This window comes from Uliginosibacterium sangjuense (genome assembly GCF_059132465.1).
On record NZ_CP101132.1, the window covers coordinates 617355 to 637068 of the forward strand.

At 66.1% G+C, this 19714-nt stretch carries 20 protein-coding genes; all 20 read left to right on the forward strand.

Going from position 1 to position 19714, the window contains the following annotated elements; genetic code table 11:
• Positions 1–4 precede the first annotated feature (4 nt).
• Positions 5–1729, forward strand: coding sequence for an autotransporter assembly complex protein TamA (locus tag NMB43_RS02775; RefSeq protein WP_494350634.1), 1725 nt, complete (start codon positions 5–7; stop codon positions 1727–1729).
• A 16-nt stretch (positions 1730–1745) separates the two neighbouring features.
• Positions 1746–3302 carry an alkaline phosphatase D family protein gene (locus NMB43_RS02780; RefSeq protein WP_494350635.1) on the forward strand — a complete coding sequence of 519 codons (1557 nt, stop codon included), beginning with the start codon at positions 1746–1748 and terminating at the stop codon, positions 3300–3302.
• A 435-nt stretch (positions 3303–3737) separates the two neighbouring features.
• Positions 3738–4280, forward strand: coding sequence for a peptide-methionine (S)-S-oxide reductase MsrA (gene msrA / locus NMB43_RS02785; protein WP_494350636.1), 543 nt, complete (start codon positions 3738–3740; stop codon positions 4278–4280).
• A 22-nt stretch (positions 4281–4302) separates the two neighbouring features.
• Positions 4303–5103 carry a tRNA threonylcarbamoyladenosine dehydratase gene (locus tag NMB43_RS02790; protein WP_494350637.1) on the forward strand — a complete coding sequence of 267 codons (801 nt, stop codon included), beginning with the start codon at positions 4303–4305 and terminating at the stop codon, positions 5101–5103.
• On the forward strand, positions 5100–5468 hold the full coding sequence (locus NMB43_RS02795; RefSeq protein ID WP_494350638.1) for a sirohydrochlorin chelatase: 369 nt from the start codon (positions 5100–5102) through the stop codon (positions 5466–5468). The genes NMB43_RS02790 and NMB43_RS02795 overlap by 4 nt, the downstream gene beginning before the upstream one ends.
• 123 nt (positions 5469–5591) lie before the next feature.
• A complete protein-coding gene (ndk, locus tag NMB43_RS02800; protein ID WP_494350639.1) occupies positions 5592–6017 on the forward strand; it encodes a nucleoside-diphosphate kinase in 426 nt (141 codons plus the stop codon).
• A gap of 37 nt (positions 6018–6054) precedes the next feature.
• Entirely contained in the window at positions 6055–7146 is a 1092-nt protein-coding gene (gene rlmN / locus NMB43_RS02805) for a dual-specificity RNA methyltransferase RlmN (RefSeq protein WP_494350640.1), read from the forward strand.
• On the forward strand, positions 7143–7988 hold the full coding sequence (pilW, locus tag NMB43_RS02810; protein WP_494350641.1) for a type IV pilus biogenesis/stability protein PilW: 846 nt from the start codon (positions 7143–7145) through the stop codon (positions 7986–7988). Before rlmN ends, pilW begins: the two co-directional genes overlap by 4 nt.
• The gene (locus tag NMB43_RS02815) at positions 7988–8941 is read left to right on the forward strand and encodes a RodZ domain-containing protein (RefSeq protein ID WP_494350642.1); all 954 of its coding nucleotides are present in this window, start codon (positions 7988–7990) and stop codon (positions 8939–8941) included. The genes pilW and NMB43_RS02815 overlap by 1 nt, the downstream gene beginning before the upstream one ends.
• Before the next feature lie 7 nt (positions 8942–8948).
• Positions 8949–10202: a flavodoxin-dependent (E)-4-hydroxy-3-methylbut-2-enyl-diphosphate synthase gene (ispG, locus tag NMB43_RS02820; protein ID WP_494350643.1), complete on the forward strand. Its 1254-nt coding sequence runs from the start codon at positions 8949–8951 to the stop codon at positions 10200–10202.
• Between the two features lie 55 nt (positions 10203–10257).
• The gene (gene hisS, locus NMB43_RS02825; RefSeq protein ID WP_494350644.1) at positions 10258–11517 is read left to right on the forward strand and encodes a histidine--tRNA ligase; all 1260 of its coding nucleotides are present in this window, start codon (positions 10258–10260) and stop codon (positions 11515–11517) included.
• Between the two features lie 41 nt (positions 11518–11558).
• Positions 11559–12197 (forward strand): YfgM family protein, encoded by a 639-nt coding sequence (locus NMB43_RS02830; RefSeq protein WP_494350645.1) that lies wholly within the window; start codon positions 11559–11561, stop codon positions 12195–12197.
• Complete coding sequence (bamB, locus tag NMB43_RS02835; protein ID WP_494350646.1) at positions 12197–13333, forward strand: outer membrane protein assembly factor BamB; 1137 nt, start codon at positions 12197–12199, stop codon at positions 13331–13333. Before NMB43_RS02830 ends, bamB begins: the two co-directional genes overlap by 1 nt.
• A 19-nt stretch (positions 13334–13352) precedes the next feature.
• Positions 13353–14681, forward strand: a complete 1329-nt coding sequence (gene der, locus NMB43_RS02840; RefSeq protein ID WP_494350647.1) for a ribosome biogenesis GTPase Der — start codon at positions 13353–13355, stop codon at positions 14679–14681.
• Positions 14682–14784: 103 nt separating this feature from the next.
• Positions 14785–15033 (forward strand): RNA chaperone Hfq, encoded by a 249-nt coding sequence (gene hfq, locus NMB43_RS02845; RefSeq protein ID WP_494350648.1) that lies wholly within the window; start codon positions 14785–14787, stop codon positions 15031–15033.
• A 42-nt stretch (positions 15034–15075) separates the two neighbouring features.
• Positions 15076–16224 (forward strand): GTPase HflX, encoded by a 1149-nt coding sequence (gene hflX / locus NMB43_RS02850; RefSeq protein WP_494350649.1) that lies wholly within the window; start codon positions 15076–15078, stop codon positions 16222–16224.
• Between the two features lie 14 nt (positions 16225–16238).
• Entirely contained in the window at positions 16239–17483 is a 1245-nt protein-coding gene (hflK, locus tag NMB43_RS02855; protein WP_494350650.1) for an FtsH protease activity modulator HflK, read from the forward strand.
• Positions 17483–18361, forward strand: coding sequence for a protease modulator HflC (gene hflC / locus NMB43_RS02860; RefSeq protein ID WP_494350651.1), 879 nt, complete (start codon positions 17483–17485; stop codon positions 18359–18361). The genes hflK and hflC overlap by 1 nt, the downstream gene beginning before the upstream one ends.
• On the forward strand, positions 18361–18546 hold the full coding sequence (locus tag NMB43_RS02865) for a DUF2065 domain-containing protein (RefSeq protein ID WP_494350652.1): 186 nt from the start codon (positions 18361–18363) through the stop codon (positions 18544–18546). Before hflC ends, NMB43_RS02865 begins: the two co-directional genes overlap by 1 nt.
• A gap of 2 nt (positions 18547–18548) precedes the next feature.
• Positions 18549–19712, forward strand: a complete 1164-nt coding sequence (locus tag NMB43_RS02870) for an ATP phosphoribosyltransferase regulatory subunit (RefSeq protein WP_494350653.1) — start codon at positions 18549–18551, stop codon at positions 19710–19712.
• The last annotated feature ends 2 nt before the right edge of the window (positions 19713–19714 follow it).

A 19714-nucleotide genomic window follows, 5' to 3' on the forward strand; every position in this document is an offset into this window, starting at 1 on the left:
CTCGATGCCGCGTTCGTCGTTGCGCTTCCTGCTGGTCCTGTGTTTCAGCCTGGGGGCGCCCGCGCAGGCGCAGGCACCGTTCCGGCTTGAGGCGCCGGCCGAGATACTGCCCTTGTTGCAACAGCATCTGCCGACCGACATGGCTGGCCACGAGGGGATGGACGACGACGTGGCGCGGCTGGGTCTGCTGCGCCGCCTGCGCCAGGCCATTCCCGCGCTGCTGGCGGTTGAGGGCTATTTCAGTCCGCAGGTCGAGATCGACCCCGCCAGTGAGCCGGTGCAGGTGGTGGTGACGCCGGGGCCGCGCGCCGTGATCAAGAGCGTGCAGCTCAGCTTCACCGGCGCGGTCAACGAAGACCCTCGTTTCGCCCAGCGCATGGCGCGCTGGCAACGCGCCTGGGACTTGCCCGAGGGGCAGCCCTTCCGCCAGGCCGACTGGACCGAAGCCAAGGAGGAGGCCTTGCGGCGGGTGAGCGCGCGCGACTTCCCGCTGGCACGCCTGGTCGACTCGCGCGCCGAGGTCGACGCCGCCGCCGCCGAGGTGCATCTGCAGGTGGTGATCGACAGTGGCCCGGCCTTCCGCCTGGGCAAGCTGGAGATTCGCGGCGTGTCCGACTATCCGGCCAGCCTGGTCGAACGCTACAACACCTTGCGGGAGGGCGATCCCTATAGCCAGGAAGGCCTGTTGCAGTTGCAGTCGGCCCTGCAGGGCACGCCTTACTTCTCCGGCGCCGACGTCAGCATCGACCCCGACCCGGCCAATGCTGAGCACGCCACCGTGCGCGTGCTGGTGGTCGAGGCCAAGCCGCGTGGCGTGACCCTGGGCACGGGTTACAGCACCAACACCGGGTTCCGCGGGCAGATCGACTACCGCAATGCCAACTGGTGGGGCAGCGCCTTGCAGCTCAACAGCGGGCTCAGCCTGGAGCAGAAGCGCCAGGCCGCCTCGGCCGACGTCTTCCTGCCGCCCGAGGAAGGCATGCTCCAATACAGCGTGGGCGGTCTGGTGGAGCACAGCTACATCGAACGCCTCGACAGCAGTCGCGTGCTGTTTGGCGTGGCGCGCACCAAGCCGCGCGGTGACATCGAGACGCGCATCGGCCTGTCCGCGCAGGCCGAGCGCAACAAACCCGACGAGGGCGACCCGACGCGTGCCTCCGCGCTGGCGCTCAACTGGTCGTGGACACGGCGGCACGTCAATAACCTCATCAGTCCGCGCCGCGGTTACGTGCTCAACGTGCAGTTCGGCGGCGGCCTGCAACTCCTGCTGTCGGACGCCAACTTTGTGCGCAGCTATGGCCGCCTCACCTATTACTGGCCCCTGGCCCAGCGTGACGTGCTGATCACCCGCGCCGAGGGCGGCTACACCCAGACCAAGAACCCGACCGAGGTGCCCCAGGAGTTCCTGTTCCGTACCGGCGGCGCGCAGACCGTGCGCGGCTACGATTACCTGAGCCTCGGCGCGCAAAGTGGCGCGGCCGTGGTGGGCGGGCGCTACCTCGCGGTGATGTCGGTCGAGCACAATCACTGGTTTGCGGACAACTGGGCCTCGGCGGTGTTCGCCGACGCCGGCAATGCCGGCAACGATCTCGACAAGTTCAAGCTGAAGAAGTCGGTGGGCGTGGGGGTGCGCTTCCGCACGCCGGCCGGCCCGATCGCCTTCGACCTGGGCTACGCGCTGGACGACCGCACGGTACGCCCGCACATTTCCATCGCCATCGCTTTCTGAACCGAGAGGAGGCTGCATGCAACGCCGCGACTGGATGCGTCTTGCGCTTGGCACCGCATTGGCGGGCCGCCTGCCGCGCTGGGCCTGGGCCAATCCGCGCCTGCCCGGCAACCCCTTCGGCATGGGAGTGGCCAGCGGCTCGCCAACACCCGATGGCATGGTGCTGTGGACCCGCCTGCTAGGTGAGGATGGCCATGCTCTGGCCGGGGTGGGGGAGGTCACGCTGCGCTGGGAGCTGGCGGCGGACGAAGGCTTTCGCCGCATCGTGCGGCGCGGCGAGACGATGGTTGTGCCGCAGCTGGCGCATACGGCGCATGTGGAAGTCACGGGCCTGTCGCCGGATCGCCCCTTCTGGTATCGCTTCATGGTCGCTGCGGCGACCAGCCCGGTTGGCCGCACGCGCACTCTGCCGGCGGCTGACAGCCTGCCCGATCGGCTGCGCTTGGGGCTCGCCTCCTGCCAGCGCTGGGAACATGGGCACTATGCCGCCTGGCGCCACCTGCGCGAGCAAGATCCTGATCTGGTCGTGTTCGTCGGCGACTACATCTACGAGTACGCTGGTGGCAGGAAAGGCGTGCGCACCCATGATCAGCCCCTGTGCCAGACCCTTGAGCAGTACCGTGCGCGCTATGCCCTCTACCGCAGCGATCCCTTGCTGCAGGCCATGCATGCGCACTGCCCCTGGCTGCTGACCTGGGACGATCACGAAGTCGCCAACGACTACGCCGGCCTGCAGGACGAGAACCTCTCGTCAGACTTTCCGGCGCGTCGTGCTGCCGCCTACCAGGCCTACTACGAAGCCATGCCGCTGCGCGCCAGTTCCCTGGTGGCGGGCGCTCAGACACCTGGCGGTCTGCGCATCCACGACCGCGTGCGCTATGGGCGCCTGGCCAGTTTCCATCTGCTGGACGACCGCCAGTACCGCGACCCGCAGGCCTGTCAGAAGGAAGGGCGCGGTGGCTCGCGTGTGTTGCGCAGCGACCAGTGCACGGCGCTGTCTGATTCGGCGCGCAGCCTGCTCGGGCCGGCCCAGGAGGCCTGGCTGGCAGAGGGCTTCGCGCAGGACCGGGCGAGCAATGCGCACTGGTGCGTGATCGCCCAGCAGACTGCCTTCACGCCGCGCGACTTCGCGCCGGAAGGCGTGCCTGCCGTCGGCAGCGACGCCTGGGACGGCTACCCGGCGGCCCGTGCGCGCCTGCTGGCCGACCTGCAACGGCATGCCCCGCGTAATCCGGTGATCCTGGGCGGTGACATCCACATGCACTGGGTGGCCGACGTGCATGCCCAGCCGGAACGCCCGGACACGCCAGTCCTCGCGGCCGAGTTCACTGGCACCAGCATCAGCTCGCAGAACGGCACCAGCCCGGCCCGCATCACCCAAATGCGGGCGCGCAACCCGCATGCGCGCTTCGCCGCCAGCGACAAGCGGGGTTATGTGCTGTGCGAGTTGGGGCCGCGGCGCTGGGAGACGCGCCTGTATGGCGTGGAGGAGGTGGGGCGGCCGGATTCCGCCGTCAGCTTGCAGGCTGCGTTCGCGGTGGAGGACGGCCGGCCGGGTGTCCAGCCTGTTTGAGCGGAACGCCGGAAAGGCAAAAGAATGTGAATCGCCGCCCAGCACTGTGGAAACCAGCAAAAAAAGAGCCGTCGATGCGTGGCATCGACGGCCTCAAGGGAGGATAAAGGAGACACTTGGTCAGACAGCTTCCGTCAAACTGTCCGACCACCATGCAGTACAACCAGGCGACGGAAAACGGGTACGAACCATCCGGCGGCGACAGCGTCAAAGCCATCTCTGACGATGCATCTTGCGTTTCCGACCGTATCGGGCTTCGGCACGCAGTGTGCCGCAAGATTCCAGCCACAACGAAATTGTCTGACAAACGGTCAAGAGTGGTATGACTCATTTTGGCCGCCTGGAAGGGAAATGCAATCCGGGTATGCCACTACGTAATTCGTCATATTTGTTCGGATTTGTGGATCAATGCATCCAGCGGCAAGGGGGTGGGCAATGAGGCGTGAAGAAGCAATCCTGGCGGGTGGCTGTTTCTGGTGTCTGGAGGCGGTGTATCTGGACCTGCGTGGCGTGCTGGAGGTGCGCTCCGGCTACATCGGCGGTCATCTCGCAGATCCGGACTACGAGACCGTATGCGATGGCGACACAGGCCATGCCGAGGCGGTGCGCATCGTGTTCGATGCGGATGTGGTGAGCTACCGCGAGCTGCTGGAGGTGTTCTTCGTGATCCACGACCCGACCCAGCTCAATCGCCAGGGCAATGACGTGGGCAGCCAGTACCGCTCGGCCATCTTTTACGGCGACGAGACGCAGCGCGCGACCGCCGAGGCCGTGCTGGCCGAGCTACGCGCCAGTGGCGCCTTCGCCGCGCCCGTCGTCACCGAATGCGTGGCGGCCTCGCATTTCTACCCGGCCGAGGACTATCACCAGGACTACTACGCGCGCCACCCACAGCAGCCTTACTGCGCCTATGTCGTGGCGCCCAAGCTGGAGAAATTCCGCCACGCCTTCGCCCGTCTGCGAAAATCCGGGTCCTGAGGGAGAGCGAGGAATGACGGCGGTGGTGGAACAGACAGGCAGACAGGACGAGGCGGATCTGGCGCGGCGCTTTGGCGGCGTGGGCCGGCTTTACGGCGAGGCGGCCGCCATGCGCTTCGCCGCTTCGCGGGTGTGCGTGATCGGCATCGGCGGGGTCGGCTCCTGGGCGGTCGAGGCGCTGGCGCGCTCCGGCGTCGGCGCACTGAGCCTGATCGACCTGGACATGGTGGCGGAGTCCAACACCAACCGGCAGATTCATGCCCTGGGCGACGCTTACGGCCTGGCCAAGGTGACGGCCATGGCCGAGCGTGTGCGGGCGATCAATCCGGCCTGTCGTGTGGACACGGTCGAGGATTTCGTGACGCCCGACAATGCCGCCCAGTTGCTGGCCGGACACGACCTGATCCTGGATGCGATTGATGCCGCCCGCGTCAAGATCGCGATGGCCGTGTTGTGCCGAGACCTGGGCTGGCCCCTGGTGATGTGTGGCAGCGCAGGTGGCAAGAGCGACCCGACCCGCCTGTGCGTGGCCGATCTCGCCCAGACCGAGCAAGACCCGCTGCTCGCCAAGGTGCGCGCGCAGTTGCGCAAGGCGCATGGTTTTCCGCGCGATGCGCGGCGCAAGTTCGGCATCGAGGTGGTCTATTCGCGTGAGCCCGTGCAGCGGCCGCAAGCCTGCGCGGCTGGCGAGGCGCCGCAGGGCTTGTCCTGTGCCGGTTACGGCTCGGCCGTGACGGTCACCGCCAGCATGGGCTTCATGGCGGCGGCACGCGCACTGGCCTGGCTGGAGCGTGATGTGCGGGCGGCGGGGGAGGTGGCATGAGCGCCCCCGGGCTGATCCTGTTTGGCCATGGCGCGCGCGACCCCGAGTGGGCGCGGCCCATGCAGCGCCTGCGTGAGCGCATCCTGGCACAGGCGCCGGCGCGCGATGTGCGCCTCGCCTTCCTCGAATTCATGGCACCCAGCCTGCCCGAAGCCATCGACCAGGCGGTCGCGGCGGGTCAGCACGAGCTGTGCGTGGTGCCGGTCTTCCTGGCCCAGGGCGGGCATGTACGGCGTGACGTGCCGCTGTTGCTGGAGGCGGCGCGGGCGCGCCATCCGGGCCTTGTCCTGAGCCTCGCGCCGGTCCTGGGCGAAGCGCCGGAGGTGCTGGACGCCATGGCGCGGGCAGCACTGGCGAGGGACTGAGCCGGGGCTTGCCTTTCGAAATACTGAAAAGTGCTGATAAAATAGCGGGTTATTTTTGACCGGCCAGCTAGGACCCCCGTTTCTGGTCACCCCATTTTTCAGCCCCAGTTTGGAGAAGACAACATGGCAATTGAACGCACCCTGTCCATCATCAAGCCCGACGCCGTCGCCAAGAACGTGATCGGCAAGATCTACCAGCGCTTCGAAGACGCTGGCCTGAAGGTCATTGCCGCCAAGATGGTGCACCTGTCCGAGCAGGAGGCTGGCCAGTTCTATGCCGTGCACAAGGAACGCCCCTTCTTCAAGGATCTGGTGTCCTTCATGACCTCCGGCCCGGTGATGATCCAGGCCTTGGAAGGCGAGAACGCCATCCTCAAGAACCGTGAGCTGATGGGCGCCACCGACCCGAAGAAGGCTGCGCCCGGCACGATCCGCGCCGATTTCGCGGAATCCATCGACGCCAACGCGGTCCATGGTTCCGATGCCCCGGAAACCGCTGCCGTTGAAGTGGCGTTTTTCTTCCCGGGCATGAACGTCTATTCCCGTTAAGCTGGACTGGGGCGGGCCGCAAGGCTCGCCTGACAAGATGCAGAACCTCCTCGATTTCGATGCCGAAGCCCTGATCGCCTGGTTCGCCGAACGTGGCGAGAAGCCCTTCCGCGCGCGCCAGGTGCTGCGCTGGGTGCATCGTTTCGGGGAGACCGATTTCGACGCCATGACCGACGTCGCCAAGAGCCTGCGTGCCAAGCTGCGGGACGAGGCCTGCGTCGTGCCGCCGACGCCGATCCGCGATTCGGTGTCTGCCGACGGAACGCGCAAATGGCTGCTGGACGTCGGCAGCGCCAATGCAGTCGAGACCGTCTATATCCCCGAGACCAAGCGCGGCACGCTGTGCGTGTCCTCGCAAGCCGGCTGCGCCCTGGACTGCGCCTTCTGCTCCACCGGCAAGCAGGGCTTCAACCGCAACCTGACCGCGGCCGAGATCATCGGTCAGTTGTGGCTGGCCAACCGGCTGCTGGGCGCCACCGCTGACGGGGAACGCATCATCTCCAACGTGGTCATGATGGGCATGGGGGAGCCGCTGGCGAATTTTGACAATGTGGTGTCGGCCTTGAACCTGATGCTGGACGACCACGCCTATGGCCTGTCGCGCCGTCGCGTGACGGTGTCGACCTCGGGCATCGTGCCGGCCATGGACCGCTTGCGCGAGGCCTGCCCGGTGGCGCTGGCGGTCTCCTTGCACGCGCCCAATGATGCCTTGCGCGACAAGCTGGTGCCGATCAACCAGAAGTATCCGCTGAAAGAGTTGCTGGCTGCCTGCGTGCGTTACCTCGACCGCGCGCCGCGTGATTTCATCACCTTCGAGTACGTGATGCTCGACGGCATCAACGACCAGGACGAGCATGCGCGGCAACTCGTCGAGATAGCACGCCAGGTCCCCTGCAAGTACAACCTGATCCCGTTCAACCCCTTCCCGCAGTCTGGTTTCGACCGTTCGCCGGCGCCGCGCATCAAGCGCTTCGCCCAGATCCTGATCGATGCCGGTATCGTGACGACCACGCGCAAGACGCGTGGGGACGATGTGGATGCGGCCTGCGGCCAGCTCGCTGGCCAAGTGCAAGACCGCACCCGCCGCACCCAGCGGCGGGTGGTTCCAATCAGCGAGGTTAGACGATGATGATGCGCGTGATCACGGTAGCGGGAGCCCTGGTGGGTGCCGTTGCCTGCACGACGACGACGACCACCACCAGCGCGACAGGGGCGGTCGAAACCGTGGCGCCCGATACCCGCGGCAGCGCGCAGTCGGCGTCGCGGCCGACGGCGGACATGCCGACTGCCGGCAATCAGCAGCGCGCACGCGCCAAGGCCCACACCGACCTGGGTGCGGCCTATGTCGAGACCGGCAAGTTCGGTGTCGCGCTGGACGAGGCCAAGGAAGCGATCGGCTACGACCCGACTTACGCCCCGGCCTACTTGTTGATGGCGCAGGTGTATGCCTTCCTCGAGCAGTTCGATCAGGCGCGCGAGCCCTTCGAGCGCGCCGCCCGCCTGGCGCCGGGTGACCCTGCGGTCAATAACGCCTACGGCTGGTTCCTGTGCACCCAGGGGCGCGAGCAGGACGGCATTGCGCGTCTCGAGCAGGCGGCGCGCAACCCCTACTACCAGCGTCCCGCCCAGGCGTGGACCAATATCGGCATGTGCAATCTGCGGCGCAAGGACGACCGTGCCGCCGAGCAGGCCTTCATGCGTGCAGTGCAGATAGATGCGACCAATATTCGGGCGCTGTTCAATCTGTCTGACATTGCCTATCGCGGCGGCAACTACCCGCGTGCCAAGGAGTGGATGAACAGCCTGCAGAAACGCTTGTCCGAGCCAGGAGCCGAGGTGCTGTGGCTGGCCTTGCGCATCGAGCGCAAGCTGGGCAACAAGCAGACCGAGACTGACTACGCGATCAAGCTGCGCCGTAGCCACATGGCTTCGGAGGAGTATCAGGCATTGATGCAGGGGAAATACGACTGATGGACGTGCTGGAGCAAGCTCAGGACGACGGCAGCACTCCGCCGCCGGCCACGACGACCGAAGCCGGCAGTGTATGGGCACGTCTGCGCGAGGCGCGCGAGGCGCATGGCATGACCATCGCCGAGGTCGCGCGCTATCTCAAGCTGACGCCGCGCCAGATCGAAGCGATGGAAGCGGGCGACCTCAGCCATCTGCCCGAGGTGACCTTCGCGCGCGGCTTCATCCGCAACTACGCGCGCCTGCTCAAGCTTGATCCGCAGCCCCTGCTGGCCGGGCTGGAGCCGCCGCGCGAGGCGATCCTCGCCGCGCAGCCGGCGCGCCTGGGCCAGATGCCGGGACCGCGCGCGGCGCGTTTCTCGGCCTGGCCGGCGGCGGCGGTCTGTCTCGCGCTGTTCGTGTTGCTGTGCGCGGCTTGGTTCTACGGTTGGTTCGAGCCGCGCGATGAGCAGACCCTGGCCGATGTGGTGGCGCAGTCCGAGCAGGCGGCCGTGCCCGCGCCCGTCGAACTGTCAGCACCCGTCGCCAGCCTTGCCCCGGTGGATGCCTCCGCCCCGCAGGGCGAGGCCAGCATGCCGCTGGCCCAGAGCGAGCCCGTCGCCGCCTCGGTGCCGGCCAGCGCGCCCGTGGCGGCAAGCAGTCAGCCGCTTGCGCAGCCCGCGGCGTCCGCACCTGCCGCCGTGCCGGTGACGGCGTCGGCCCCCGCCTTGCTGGCTGGCCAGGTACGCCTGGTCTTCAGCTTCGAGGTCGAGGCCTGGGTTGAGGTGCGTGATGCAGCCGACCGGATCATTTTCTCGCGCCTGAACCAGCCTGGCTCCACCCAGGAGGTCCTCGGGAGCGGGCCCTTGTCCCTGGTCATCGGCAATGCCTCTGGCGTCAAGCTGGTGGCCAATGGTCGTCCGGTCGAGTTGGCGCCGCATACCAAGGTCAACGTAGCGCGTCTGAGTCTTCCCTGAGCCTGTCATGAGTGATTGCCTGAATCCTGCCGCCGCCGCGGCCCGCCATCCCACCCGCCTGGTCCGCATCGGCAAGGTCGCGGTGGGCTCGGCCGCGCCCATCGTGGTGCAGTCGATGACCAACACCGACACGGCGGACCACATCAAGACGGCGATCCAGATCGCGGAGCTGGCGCGCGCCGGTTCGGAGCTGGTGCGTATCACCGTCAACAATGACGAGGCCGCCAAGGCGGTGCCGAAGATCCACGAGCAGTTGCTGAAGATGGGCGTGGACGTGCCCCTGATTGGCGACTTCCACTACAACGGCCACACGCTGTTGACCGAGAACCCGGCCTGCGCCGAGGTGCTGGCCAAGTACCGCATCAATCCGGGCAATGTAGGCAAGGGCAAGAAGGGCGACCTGCAGTTCGCGCAGATCGTCGAAGTGGCTTGCAAACACGACAAGCCGGTACGCATCGGCGTGAACTGGGGCAGCCTGGATCAGGAAGTGCTCGCGCGCATGATGGATGACAACGGCCGCCGCGCCGAGCCCTGGGATGCCGGTGCCGTGATGCGCGAGGCGCTGGTCGTTTCCGCGCTGGAGTCCGCACAGGCGGCCGAAGACGTGGGCCTGGCTGGCGACCGCATCATCCTGTCGTGCAAGGTGTCCAGCGTGCAGGACCTGATCGCCACCTACCGCGAACTGGCGCGCCGCTGCGACTACCCGCTGCACCTGGGCCTGACCGAGGCCGGCATGGGCAGCAAGGGCATCGTGGCCTCGACCGCCGCCGTCGGGGTGCTGCTGCAGGAAGGCATTGGCGACACCATCCGCATCTCGCTGACGCCCGAGCCCAACGGTTCGCGTGCACAAGAAGTGATTGTCGCGCAGGAGATCCTGCAGAGCATGGGCCTGCGCGCCTTCACGCCGATGGTCACGGCCTGCCCGGGCTGCGGCCGTACCACCAGCACCTTCTTCCAGGAACTGGCGCAATCGGTGCAGAGCTACGTGCGCGAGCAGATGCCGACCTGGCGCAACCAGTACGATGGCGTCGAGAACCTCACGCTGGCTGTGATGGGCTGCGTCGTAAATGGTCCTGGCGAAAGCAAGCATGCCAATATCGGCATCTCGTTGCCGGGCACCGGCGAGACCCCGGCTGCGCCGGTCTTCATCGACGGCGAGAAGGCCATGACCCTGCGTGGCGACAACATCGCCCACGAGTTCCGCGCCATCCTCGACGACTACGTCGCCACCAAGTATCCGAAGAAAGGCCTCGCCGCCTGAGCGAGCCGCAGAAAAGACAGCAATGGCAAGCAACAAGATTCAAGGCGTTCGCGGCATGAACGACCTGCTCCCCGATGAGGCGGAGCGTTGGGAAGCATTCGAGGAGATCGTCCGCGACTGGCTCAAGAGCTACGGCTACCGGCCGATCCGCACGCCCATCGTGGAGCCCACCGCGCTGTTCGTGCGCGGCGTCGGCGAGCACACCGACATCGTCGAGAAGGAGATGTACTCCTTCGAGGATCGTCTCAATGGCGAGAAGCTGACGCTGCGCCCCGAAGGCACGGCGCCTTGCGTGCGTGCCGTGACCGAGCACAACCTGCTGTTCTCGCAACCGCAGCGGCTCTATTACACCGGCCCGATGTTCCGCCACGAGCGTCCGCAGAAAGGGCGCTATCGCCAGTTCCACCAGATCGGTGTCGAGGCCCTGGGCTTCGAAGGGCCGGACGTGGACGCCGAGCACATGGTCATGTGCGCGCGCCTGTGGGATGACCTCGGCCTGGAAGACGTCACGCTGGAAATCAACTCGCTGGGCGATGCCGCCGAGCGTGCGCAGCACCGTGCCGCGCTGATCGCCTACCTGGAAGGTCACAAGGACAAGCTGGACGAAGACGGCCAGCGCCGCCTCTACACCAATCCGCTGCGCGTGCTCGATACCAAGAACCCGGAGCTGCAGGCGATTGTCGAAGGGGCGCCCAAGCTGATGGATTACCTCGGCGAGGTCTCGCTGAAGCACTTTGATGGCTTGACCGCGCTGTTGCGCGAGGCAGCCGTGCCCTACAAGCTCAACCCGCGCCTGGTGCGCGGGCTGGACTACTACAACCGCAGCGTGTTCGAATGGACGACCACGCGCCTTGGCGCGCAGGCCACCTTCTGTGCCGGCGGTCGCTACGACGGCCTGATCGAGCAACTGGGCGGCAAGCCGGCGCCTGCGGCCGGCTTTGCGATCGGCATGGAGCGCGTGATGCTGATGTGGGCCGAGGGCATGGAGGACGGGCCGCTGTCCTCGCCGGACGTGTACGTGGTACATGCGGGCGAAGCTGCCGGCAAGCTGGGTTTCCGCGTGGCAGAAACCCTGCGCAGTGCCGGCATGTCGGCGGTCTATCACTGCGGTGGCGGCAGCTTCAAGTCGCAGATGAAGAAGGCCGACGGCAGCGGTGCGGGCTATGCCGTGATCATCGGCGACGATGAGGTGGCGGCCAACGAAGTCACGCTCAAGCTTCTGCGTACCGCCGACGGTCAACCGGGTGAGCAGCGTCGCGTGGGCGTCGATGGGCTGGCCGAGGCGCTGGCTGGCGAGCTGTACGGCAGCGACTAAGACAATTCAACAAGACAGACGGATCGGAAGAGAACCACATCATGGCGGCATACGACCTCGAAGAACAGGAACAACTCTCGGCCATGAAGGCCTGGTGGGAGAAGTACGGCAATCTCGTCAGCTATGCGGCTGCGAGCGTTGCGGTGGTCATCATCGGCTGGCAGGGCTGGAACATGTATCAGGCCCGGCGCGTGGGTGAGGCCAGCAGCCTGCTGAGCACCATCAACCTGGCGCTGGAAAAGGGCGATGCGGGCAGCGCCCGCCAGGCCGCCGGCAAGCTGTTCGCTGACCACTCTGGCACCTTGCAGGCCGACCTCGGTGCCTTGCTGATGGCCCAGGCCGATGTCGAGGCCAAGGACGTGAAGGCAGCCAAGCCCAAGCTGCAGAACGTCATCGACAAGGCTGGCGACTCCCTGATGCGCGACATCGCCGCCTTGCGCCTGGCCGCGCTGCAACTGGACGAAAAGGCCTATGACGAGGCGCTCAAGACCCTCAGCCTGAAGCCCAACGAGGCCTTCCGTGCGCGTTTCGCCGACCTGCGTGGTGATGTGCTCTACGCCAAGGGCGAACGCGAGCAGGCGCGCGATGCCTACAAGGAGGCCCTGAGCGCCCTCAGCGCCGACGCCGGCAGCTTGCGTGGCGCAGTCGAACTGAAGTTGGAAGCGCTGGGAGGCGCCTGATGTCTGCTGCTCGCCGTCTTGTTCCGCTCGCCCTGCTGCTCGCACTGTCGGGCTGCGCCTCCTGGTGGTCGTCCGACAAGGGGCCCAAGCCTGCTCCGCTGGTCGAGTTCCAGCCCGTGGTCAAAGCGGAAGTCCAGTGGCGTGGTCGGGTCGGTGCAGATGGCGATGCCGTGCTGCGCCCGGCCGTGGTCGGCGAAAGCGTCTATGCCGCCGGGGCCGACGGCGCGCTGGCGCGCTTCGACAAAGGGCGTGAGGTGTGGCGCAGCAAGACCGAGGCGAAGCTGGCGGGCGGCGTGGCTGCCGACAGTGAACTGGTCCTCGTCGGTACAACTGGTGGCGAAGTGATCGCGTTGGGTGCGGAGCGTGGCGAGCGGCGCTGGCGTTATGCGGCCGGGGGTGAAGTGCTGGGCGCCCCGCTGATCGCCGACGACCTGATCGTGGTGCGCGTCGGCGACAGTCAGTTGGTCGCGATCGACCGTGCCGATGGCAAACGGCGCTGGGTCTACCAACGCGCGCAGGCCTCCCTGTCGCTGCGCACCTTTTCCGGCATCGCGCGCGCCGGCGATCTGCTGCTGGCCGGCTTCCCGGGCGGCAAGCTGATGGCGCTCACCCTGTCCGGCGGTTTTCCGCGCTGGGAGGCCTCGGTTGCCACGCCCAAAGGGTCCAACGAACTTGAGCGAATGGCAGACGTGGTGGGCGACCCGGTCGTCCGCGGAGGTGTTGCCTGCGTTGCAGCCTACCAGGGCCGCGTGGCCTGCGTCGATGTGGCGAGCGGCGTGGTGCGCTGGACGCGCGACCTGTCCAGCGCCAGCGGCGTGGATGTCGACGCCAGGCATGTCTACGTGAGCGACGAGAACGGCAACGTACATGCCTTCGAGCTGGGGTCTGGCGCGACCGCCTGGAAGCAGGACAAGCTGAGCTACCGCGGTGTCGGTCGTCCCTTGGCCCTGGGCACGGAGGTCGCGGTCGGCGACGCGCAGGGCTGGATCCATCTGCTGGCGGCCGACGATGGCCGTTTCGTCGGGCGCATCCAGCTCGATTCATCCGGCCTGCGTGCGCCCATGGTGCCGCTGCTCAATACCCAGTGGGTCGCCCAGACCCGCGAGGGCGGCATCAGCGTGCTGAGCCGCCGCTAATAACCGAAAGCCAGATGCAGTGAGACCCACCCTCGTCCTGGTCGGACGCCCCAACGTCGGCAAATCCACCCTGTTCAATCGCCTCACGCGAACGCGTGATGCGCTGGTGGCCGACATGCCAGGCCTTACGCGCGACCGCCACTACGGCATCGGCCGCCTCGGCGACCGCCCTTACCTGGTGGTGGACACCGGTGGTTTTGAGCCGAGTGCGAAGGAAGGCATCGTCGCCGAGATGGCTCGCCAGGCCGAGTCGGCCATCGCCGAGGCCGATGCCCTGCTGTTCGTGGTGGACGGCCGCACCGGCCTCACCCCGCACGACAAGCAGATCGCCGACCGCCTGCGGCGCAGCGGGCGTCCGGTCTACTTGTTGGTCAACAAGGGCGAAGGCATGAACCGCGCTATGGTCAGCGCCGAGTTCCACGAGCTGGCTTGCGGTGAGCCCTATGTGATCTCGGCCGCACATGGCGATGGCGTCAAGTCCGTCGTCGAGATGGTGCTCGACAGCTTTCCGCGCGACGAGGAAGAGGCTGGCGACGATTCCCGCGGTCCCAAGGTGGCCATCGTGGGCCGCCCCAATGTCGGCAAGTCCACCTTGATCAACGCCCTGCTGGGCGAGGATCGGGTGATCGCCTTCGACATGCCGGGCACCACGCGCGACGCCATTGCAATTCCCTTCGAGCGTGGCGGCCGCAACTACACCCTGATCGACACCGCCGGCCTGCGCCGCAAGGGAAAGGTCTTCGAGGCCATCGAGAAGTTCTCGGTCATCAAGACCTTGCAAGCGGTGGAGGAGAGCAACGTCGTGGTGCTGGTGCTGGATGCCAGTCAGGACATCTCGGATCAGGATGCCCATATCGGCGGATTCGCCATGGAAGCCGGTCGGGCGCTGGTGATCGCCGTCAACAAGTGGGACGACGTCGATGAATACCGCCGCGAGCGGGTCAAGGTCGACATCGCGCGCAAGCTGCCCTTCCTGGATTTCGCGCGCTTCCACTACATCTCGGCACTCCAGGCGACCGGCATCGGCGCCTTGCTGAAATCGGTGGATCTCGCCTACGCCGCCGCCATGGCCAAGCTACCCACACCCAAGCTCACGCGCGTGCTGCAGGCCGCGCTGGAGAAGCAGGCGCCGCCGCGGCATGGCGTTTTCCGCCCCAAGATGCGCTACGCGCACCAGGGTGGTCAGAATCCGCCGGTGGTTGTCATACATGGAAATGCGCTGGATCATGTCCCGGATTCGTACAGACGGTATCTTGAGCGCGCCTTCATGGACGCATTCCGTCTGCAGGGCACGCCGATGCGCGTGGAGTTCCGCTCTACGCACAACCCCTACATCCGCGACCAGTAATCCGGGTACGTTTTGTGCATCGCGATATTCCGGTATGCTGGCGGTTCATGGGCGCGGCGTTTTTCGCGATCCCTTCAACGCATAACAAAATCGAGGCCCACACATGAGCAACAAAGGCCAACTTCTTCAAGACCCTTTCCTGAACATCCTGCGTCGTGAGCACGTGCCGGTGTCGATCTACCTGGTCAACGGCATCAAGCTGCAGGGGCATATCGAATCCTTCGACCAGTACGTCGTACTGCTCAAGAACACCGTGACCCAGATGGTCTACAAGCACGCCATCTCCACGGTCGTCCCGGCGCGTGCCGTCTCCATCCCGCACGAGAATGCCGACAGCAAGGAGTCGGCCTGAACGTCGTCCTTCCGGGCCGGTTCGCTGGCTCGTGTCTGAATCATGTTTGACCGCCCCGCGAGTGGAAATCGCGCTGTCTTGGTGCAGCTCGACTTTGGCGACGGCGGGGTGTCGGAGCGCTTGGCGGAACTGCAGTTGTTGGTGAGTTCTGCGGGCGCCGAGACGGTGGCACTGGTGCAAGCCAGGCGTGCCGCACCCGATCCCGCGCTGTTCGTGGGCAAGGGCAAGGCGCAGGAGATCGGCGAGATCGCCGCGGCCCATGAGGCCGACCTGGTCATCTTCAATCATGAGCTGGCGCCGGCCCAGCAGCGCAACCTGGAGCGGACCTTCAATCGCCGGGTGGTGGATCGCACCTCGCTGATCCTCGACATCTTCGCGCTGCGCGCCAAGAGTCACGAGGGCAAGCTGCAGGTCGAGCTGGCCCAGCTTGCACATCTGTCCACCCGCCTGGTACGCGGCTGGACTCACCTGGAGCGGCAGAAGGGCGGCATCGGCCTGCGCGGTCCGGGCGAGACCCAGCTCGAAACCGACCGCCGCCTGCTCGGCAAGCGCGTCGCCCTGCTCAAGGAGCGACTGTCACAGCTTGAAAAACAGCGTCGCGTGCGGCGCCGCCAGCGGGAACGCCGTGAAGTTCCGACGGTCTCACTGGTCGGCTACACCAATGCCGGCAAGTCGACCCTGTTCAATGCGCTGACTAAGGCGGGCGCATACGCAGCCGACCAGCTCTTTGCCACGCTCGATACGACTTCGCGCCGGGTCTTCCTGACCGAGGCGGGCGCTCACATCATCCTGTCGGACACGGTCGGCTTCATCCGCGACCTGCCGCACTCGGTGGTGGCGGCGTTCCATGCCACGCTGGAGGAAACGGCGCAAGCAGATCTGCTGTTGCATGTGGTCGACGCCGCCTCGCCGGACCGCGAGGCGCAGATCGCCACTGTCAACGAGGTGCTGCAGGAGATCGGGGCGGGCGATGTGCCGCAGGTATTGGTGTGGAACAAGATCGATGCCACTGCCGGTGAGCCGGGCGTCGAGCAGGACGGCTATGGTAATATCCAGCGCGTTTTGCTCAGCGCCCGTACGGGTGCGGGCGTCGCCGGTCTGCGCAGTGCGCTGGCTGCAAGTCTGTTCCTGCCGGAATCCGGCAGCCACCATCCGCCTTCAATTGTTCAAACAGGTCAAGTTCCATCGTGATCACGGGAATACTCATGTCCTTGAACGACCCGCGCTGGGGAAACAACAACCAGGGCGGCGACGACAAACGCGGCAATGATCAGGGGCCGCCCGATCTCGAAGAGGTCTGGCGCGATTTCAATCGCCGTCTTTCCGGCGCCTTCGGCATGAAGGGCGGCCGCGGCAATGGCGGTTCCGGCGGCGGGGATGGCGGCATGCCAGTCAGCCCGCGCCAACTAGGGGGCGGCATCGTCCTGGTGGCCGCAGTGGTGGCCCTGCTGTGGCTGGGCAGTGGCTTCTACACTGTTGACGCCAGCCAGCGTGCCGTCGTGCTGCGCTTCGGCAAGTTCAAGGAAGCGACCACCGAAGGTCTGCAATGGCGCCTGCCCTATCCATTCGAGACGCATGAACTCGTCAACGTGTCGCAGGTGCGCACGGTGGAGGTCGGCTATCGCGGCAATGAGCGCGCGCAGGACCTGCGCGAGGCGCTGATGCTGACCGATGACGAGAACATCATCAACATCCAGTTCGCGGTCCAATACACCGTCAATGACCCTGCGGCCTTCGTGTTCAATAACCGTGAACCGGAGGAATCGGTCAAGCAGGCGGCCGAGACGGCCATGCGCGAGGTGGTGGGCAAGAGCCAGATGGACTTCGTGCTGTATCAGGGGCGCGAGGAAGTGGCCAACAAGGTCGCCAAGCTGATCCAGCAGATCCTCGACCGCTATCAGACCGGCATCCAGATCAGCAAGGTCACCTTGCAGAACGCCCAGCCGCCGCAGCAGGTGCAGGAAGCTTTCAACGATGCGGTGAAGGCCGGTCAGGATCGCGAGCGCCTCAAGAACGAGGGTGAGGCCTACGCCAACGACGTGATCCCGAAGGCGCGCGGCACTGCAGCCCGCCTGCTGGAAGAGGCCAATGGCTACGCCGGCCGCGTGGTGGCGCAATCCCAGGGCGACGCCAGCCGCTTCAAGCAGATCTACGAGGAATATGCCAAGGCGCCCGAGGTCACGCGCAACCGCATGTACATCGACACCATGCAGCAGATTTTCACCAGTACCTCCAAGGTCATGGTGGATGCCAAGGGCAACGGCAACTTGCTGTATCTGCCGCTGGACCGGCTGTTGCAGGGCCAGGGTGGCGCGGCCGCTCCCGCCTCGGCCGGCGAACCGACGGCGCCGGCGCGTGCCGCCGAGTTGCCCGCCAGTGCGCCGCCGACCGGCGTGGCCGATACCCGCAGCCGCGAGGCGCTGCGCAACCGTGAGCGGGGAGAACGCTGATGCGCGACCGTCTGCCAGTCTTTGCCGGCCTGCTGCTGTTCGTGGTGGTGGTGCTGTCGATGTCGATCTACACCGTGGACCAACGCCAGTACGCCCTGGTGTTCCAGTTGGGTGAGATCAAGCGCATCGTCACCGAGCCGGGTATCAAGTTCAAGTGGCCGCTGATCCAGAACGTACGTTACTTCGATCGCCGCATCCTGACGCTCGATACGGCGAACCCGGAGCTGTTCCAGACCTCCGAGAAGAAGAACGTGCTGGTCGATCTGTTCGTCAAGTGGCGTATCGCCGATCCGGCGCTGTACTACCGTTCGTTCAGCGCGGAAGAAGCCAAGGCACGCAATCGCCTGGAGCAGACCGTGACCTCCGGCCTGCGCGAGGAGTTTGGCAAGCGCACGGTGCACGAGGTGGTGTCGGGTGAGCGCGCGCAGATCATGGAAGACATGCGCCGCAAGGCTGACCTGGACTCCAAGCGTTACGGCATGGAGATCATTGACGTGCGCGTCAAGCGCGTCGACCTGCCCACTGAGGTCAGCGAGTCGGTCTATCGCCGCATGGTGGCCGAGCGCACGCGCGTAGCCAATGAGTTGCGCTCCACCGGCGGTGCCGAGGCCGAGAAGATCAAGGCCGACGCCGACCGCCAGCGTGAGCTGATCGTCGCCGAGGCCTATCGTGACGCACAGAAGATCAAGGGGGAAGCGGATGCCAAGGCGTCAGCGATCTACGCCGAGGCGTTCGGCCGTAACCCCGAGTTCTATCGCTTCTACCGCAGTCTCGAGGCCTATCGCGCCAGCTTCCGCAACAAGAGCGACGTGATGGTGGTCGACCCCAGCTCTGAGTTCTTCAAGTACCTCAAGGGTAACGGCCGCGAGAGCAAGTGATGTGGCGGTATCTGCTGACCGCCTTGGCGCTGATGCTGGTGCTTGAAGGCCTGTTCCCCTTCATCGCGCCGCGTGCGTGGCGCGAGACCTTTAGCCGCCTGACCCGCATGATGGACGGGCAGGTCCGCTTCATCGGCCTGAGCTCGATGATCGCGGGCCTGCTCCTGCTGTTCCTGGTGATGTAATCATGGCCTTGCCACGTTGGGCGCTGCCCGAACACTTCGAGGATGCCCTGCCGGCCGAGGCTGCGCGGCTGGAGTTGCTGCGCCGTCGCCTGCTGGACGAGTTCCGCCTGCACGGTTATCAGTTGGTCATTCCGCCTACGGTGGAATACCTGGAGTCCCTGGTGTCCGGCACCGGCCATGACATGGAGGCCTCCACCTTCAAGCTGGTCGACCAACTGAGCGGGCGCACCCTTGGCCTGCGCGCCGACATGACGCCGCAGGTCACGCGCATCGACGCCCACCTGCTCAATCGTCGTGGTGTGGCGCGCCTGTGCTACTGCGCTCCGGTCGTACATGTCCTGCCGCGTACCATGACGGCTTCGCGCGAGCCGATCCAGATCGGTGCCGAGCTGTACGGGCATGGCGGCATCGAGGCCGACGTGGAAGTCCTGCGCCTGTTGTCGCGCACGCTGGCCTTGGCCAACCTCAGCGCGAGCCGCATCGACGTGGGCCATATGGGTCTGTTTCGCGCGCTGTCGCAGTTTGCCGGGCTGGAGCGTGCCGACGAGGAGCGCCTGTTCGGCATCCTGCAGGTCAAGGATGTGCCGGCGCTGCGTGATTTCTGTGCCGGCTTTCCGCAAGCCATCCGCGCCCCGCTGCTCGCCCTGCCGACACTCTATGGCGGTGCCGAGGTCCTGCTGCGCGCACTGGGTGAGTTGCCCGATGTGCCGGGTGTGCGCACCGCAATCGAGGATCTGTTGCACCTTGCCAAGCATCTGCATGACTTGCCGCTGTCATTCGATCTGGCCGATCTGCGGGGCTATCACTATCACACCGGCCTGGTGTTCGCGGCCTACGCCGCGCATTCGCCCACGGCACTGGCGCTGGGCGGGCGCTATAACGAAGTGGGGCGTGAGTTCGGGCGGGCGCGTCCGGCTACCGGTTTCAGCCTGGATCTGCGCGAGCTGGCCGCATTGATGCCGGATGCGGGCAATGTCTCGGCGGTGCTCGCACCGGTGAGCGGCGAGGCAGGCCTGGCCGAGGCGATTGCCGCACTGCGTGAGCAGGGCGAGATCGTGATCATGGAGCTGCCCGGCCACGCCGGTACATGGTGTGAAGCCGGCTGCGACCGGCAACTGGTTTTGAAGGACGGCGCATGGCGCGTCGAGCCTCTGCAGGGAGATTAGGA